Origin of the sequence: Streptomyces sp. UNOB3_S3, from assembly GCF_020740895.1 — a bacterium.
Classification (GTDB): Bacteria; Actinomycetota; Actinomycetes; order Streptomycetales; family Streptomycetaceae; genus Streptomyces.
This window is the reverse complement of record NZ_JAILXP010000502.1, coordinates 1-4,146: the sequence shown is the minus strand read 5'-3', so window position 1 is coordinate 4,146 and position 4,146 is coordinate 1. Positions and strand designations below refer to the sequence as shown.

The following is a 4,146-nucleotide window of genomic DNA, read 5'->3' as shown; positions in this document are numbered from 1 at the left end:
GGCCTGGGTGGCCACCAGGTAGGGGTGGACGTCGCGCGGGTACTCGACGTACTCGACGAGCTTGTTGTCCGGGGAGGTGCCGGAGAAGAGGATGCCGGCCTTCTTCTCGAGCTCCGCGCGGTAGGCGTTGTTCACCTCGTAGCGGTGGCGGTGGCGCTCCTCCACGTAGGCGGCGTCGCCGTAGACCTCACGGACGATGGAGCCCTCGGCGAGCTTCGCCGGGTACATGCCCAGACGCATCGTGCCGCCCATGTCGCCCTCACCGGCGACGATGTCCATCTGCTCGGCCATGGTGGAGATGACCGGGTGGGCGGTGGCCGGGTCGAACTCGGTGGAGTTCGCGCCCTCGATGCCGGCCAGGTTGCGGGCGGCCTCGATGACCACGCACTGGAGGCCCAGGCAGAGGCCCAGCAGCGGGATCTTGTTCTCACGGGCGTAGGTGATCGCGCCGACCTTGCCGTTGACACCGCGGTCGCCGAAGCCGCCGGGGACGCAGATCGCGTCCACGTCGGAGAGCTGGCGGGCGGCGCCCTCGAGGGTCTTGCAGTCGTCCGAGGTGACCCACTTGATCTTGACCTTGGCGCGGTTGGCGAAACCGCCCGCGCGGATGGCCTCGGTCACCGACAGGTAGGCGTCGGGCAGGTCGATGTACTTGCCGACCAGCGCGACCGTCACCTCGTGGGAGGGGTTGTGGACGCGGTCCAGCAGGTCCTCCCACTGGGTCCAGTTCACATCGCGGAAGGGCAGGTCCAGCTTGCGGACGACGTACGCGTCCAGGCCCTCGGTGTGGAGCACCTTGGGGATGTCGTAGATCGACGGGGCGTCGATCGCGGCGACCACCGCGGCCTCGTCCACGTCGCACATCAGCGAGATCTTGCGCTTGATCGCGGTGGGCACCTCGCGGTCGGCGCGCAGCACGATCGCGTCCGGCTGGATGCCGATGTTGCGCAGCGCGGCCACCGAGTGCTGGGTGGGCTTGGTCTTCAGCTCGCCGGAGGGGCCGATGTAGGGCAGCAGCGAGATGTGGACGACGAAGACGTTGTCCCGGCCGACCTCGTGGCGGACCTGGCGGACGGTCTCCAGGAACGGCAGCGACTCGATGTCGCCGACCGTGCCGCCGACCTCGGTGATCACGACGTCGACGTCCTCGGTCGCCATACGGCGGATGCGGTGCTTGATCTCGTTGGTGATGTGGGGGATCACCTGCACCGTGTCGCCCAGGTACTCGCCGCGGCGCTCCTTGGCGATCACCGTGGAGTACACCTGGCCGGTGGTCACGTTGGCCGAGCCGTCCAGGTCGACGTCGAGGAAGCGCTCGTAGTGGCCGATGTCCAGGTCGGTCTCGGCGCCGTCGTTGGTGACGAACACCTCACCGTGCTGGAACGGGTTCATCGTGCCCGGGTCGACGTTCAGGTACGGGTCGAGCTTCTGCATCGTCACCCGCAGGCCCCGCGCCTTGAGCAGCGCGCCCAGGCTGGAGGCCGTCAGCCCCTTGCCGAGCGAAGAGGCGACACCCCCGGTGACGAAGAGGTGCTTGGTCGTCGTGGGCTTAGCGGCAATTGCCAAAGGGGGGCTCCCGTGGTCGCGAGGTGAAGGTGCGTACCGGCGATCACCCGGTCGATTCCGGGGGTGCCGTCGCTGCGGTTGGGGGGTCTTTCGCCCGCCGGTCCACGGGGTACCAGGGTATCAGCGCCCGGGCCCGGACGCGTCCGGTGACGCGTCCGGTGACATCACCCGAGGCCCTTGGTGACGGGGCGCGACGCCCCTGTGGGCGCTGTGTCACCACGCGCCTCGGGGGCCCGTCACGGGCCGCGCGCCCGGCGCGCACCGGGCCACCCATTCGGCACATGTTCCCCCGCGAACCGTCGCGCGTGTCCCAACTCCGCGTCGTATCCTGCTCGGACACACGCAGCGGGCCGGCCGGCGCGGCACCACTCCGGGCGCCCTCCCCAGCCACCTCCCCCAGCCACCGCTGGGCGGTGCCCCAGGAAGCACACCCCGCCTTCCGGAACAACAGCTCATCGAAGATCGCTTGACCGTCATGCGGACCCCACCGGGGGTCCTCGTTGCCGTTCGACCCCCAGGGGTCCTGGATGCCGTTCGACTGGAGATGACCGTGGCCGGGCGTATCGAGGATTACGCACTCATCGGCGATATGCAGACCGCCGCACTGATCTGCCGGGACGGTACGGCCGACTGGCTGTGCCTGCCCCGCTTCGATTCGCACGCGGCCTTCGCCGGGCTCCTCGGGACGGAGGAACACGGCTTCTGGCGGATCGGCCCGGCCCACCCCTCGGGGGCCGCGCCGCCGGCCGCCGACCGCCGCCGGTACCGGGGGGACTCCCTCGTGCTCGAATCCGAGTGGGACACCCCGCGCGGCACCGTCCGCGTCATCGACTTCATGCCCCCGCGCGACGGCGCCCCCCAGCTGATCCGCATCGTCGAGGGCGTCAGCGGCCGGGTGCCGATGCGCTCCGCCCTGCGGATGCGCTTCTCCTACGGGCGCGTCGTGCCCTGGGTGCACAAGCGGGGCGACCGCACGGTGGCCGTCGCGGGCCCCGACTCCGTCTGGCTGGACACCACCGCCGACACCTTCGGCAAGGACCTCACCACCTACTCCGACTTCACCGTCTCCCCCGGCGAGCGCATCGCCTTCGCCATCAGCTGGCAGCCCTCGCACGGCGAGCCGCCCGCCCTGCCCGACCCGGAGGGCTCGCTCGCGGCCACCGAGGAGTTCTGGCGGGAGTGGGTCGGCCACTGTACGTACCACGGGCCCTACCGGGACGCCGTGGTCCGCTCGCTGATCACGTTGAAGGCGCTGACGTACGCCCCGACGGGCGGCATCGTCGCCGCCCCGACGACCTCCCTGCCCGAGGAGATCGGCGGCGTCCGCAACTGGGACTACCGCTACACCTGGCTGCGCGACGCCGCGATCACCCTCTCCTCGCTGCTGCGCACCGGCTACCGCGAGGAGGCCCGCGCCTGGCGCGAATGGCTGCTGCGCGCGGTGGCCGGCGACCCCGAGAACCTCCAGATCATGTACGGCATCGCGGGCGAGCGCGAGCTCGGCGAGGCGGAGCTGCCCTGGCTGCCGGGGTACGAGAACTCGACCCCGGTGCGGGTGGGCAACGGCGCCGCCGGCCAGCTCCAGCTGGACGTCTACGGCGAGGTCACCGAGGCCCTCCACCTGGCCCATATGACCGGCCTCGCCCGCAACGACTACGCCTCCGTGCTCCAGCTGCGCCTCATCGGCTATCTGGAGGACCACTGGAACGAGCCCGACGAGGGCATCTGGGAGGTCCGCGGCCCGCGCCGGCACTTCGTCCACTCCAAGGTCATGGCATGGGTCGCCGTCGACCGGACCATCAAGCTCATCGAGTCCGGCGACGTCGACGGCCCCCTGGAGCGGTGGCGCGAGCTGCGCGACGACATCCACCGGGACGTCTGCGAGAAGGGCTACGACAAGGAGCGCAACACCTTCACCCAGTCCTACGGCTCCCAGGAGCTGGACGCCTCCCTGCTGCTCATCCCCCAGATGGGCTTCCTGCCGCCCGACGACAAGCGCGTCATCGGCACCATCGAGGCGATCCAGCGGGAGCTGTCCACCCCGGACGGATTCGTGCTGCGGTACCCGACGGCGGGCCATGAGGCGGGCGTCGACGGGCTGGAGGGCGACGAGGGCGCGTTCCTCGCCTGCTCCTTCTGGCTCGCCGACGACCTCGCGATGATCGGCCGGGTCGACGAGGCCCGCCAGCTCTTCGAGAAGCTGCTGGCCCTGCGGAACGACCTGGGGCTGCTGGCGGAGGAGTGGGACCCCCGGCTCCAGCGCCAGGTGGGGAACTTCCCCCAGGCCTTCAGCCACGTGCCACTGATCGACACGGCACTCCGGCTGACGGCGTCCAGCGCGTTCGGCGGCTGACGCCCCGAAGGGGCGCGGGGAACTGCGCGAACGGCCACGGACGGCCCGCAGCCGCATGACCGCGCCTCCGCGCCGGCGCCTAGCGCCTAGCGCCGCCTGAGGGTGAAGACGAGCGCCAAGGCGCTCACCGGCAGGACGAGTACGGCCGCGGCGGCATTCAACCCGCCGTAGCCGTAGCCCGCCAGGACCACCCCGGACAGCGCGGCCGTACTCGTCCTGCCGGTGAG

General features: G+C 70.9%; 2 protein-coding genes. One reads left to right on the top strand and one right to left on the bottom strand.

The features are described 5' to 3' along the window. Positions 1-1,566, bottom strand: a 1,566-nt coding sequence (locus tag K6I33_RS32565; RefSeq protein WP_238492333.1) for a CTP synthase, incomplete at its 3' end; no start/stop codon positions are given. Positions 1,567-2,110: 544 nt separating this feature from the next. On the opposite strand from K6I33_RS32565, the gene K6I33_RS32560 reads away from it, so the two are divergent. After that, the gene (locus tag K6I33_RS32560) at positions 2,111-3,919 is read left to right on the top strand and encodes a glycoside hydrolase family 15 protein (protein WP_229358212.1); all 1,809 of its coding nucleotides are present in this window, start codon (positions 2,111-2,113) and stop codon (positions 3,917-3,919) included. Positions 3,920-4,146: the final 227 nt, after the last annotated feature.

Bases quoted from the DNA above. Each gene is read 5' to 3' on its own strand.
- K6I33_RS32560 (WP_229358212.1), top strand. From the start codon at position 2,111: ATGACCGTGGCCGGGCGTATCGAGGATTACGCACTCATCGGCGATATG.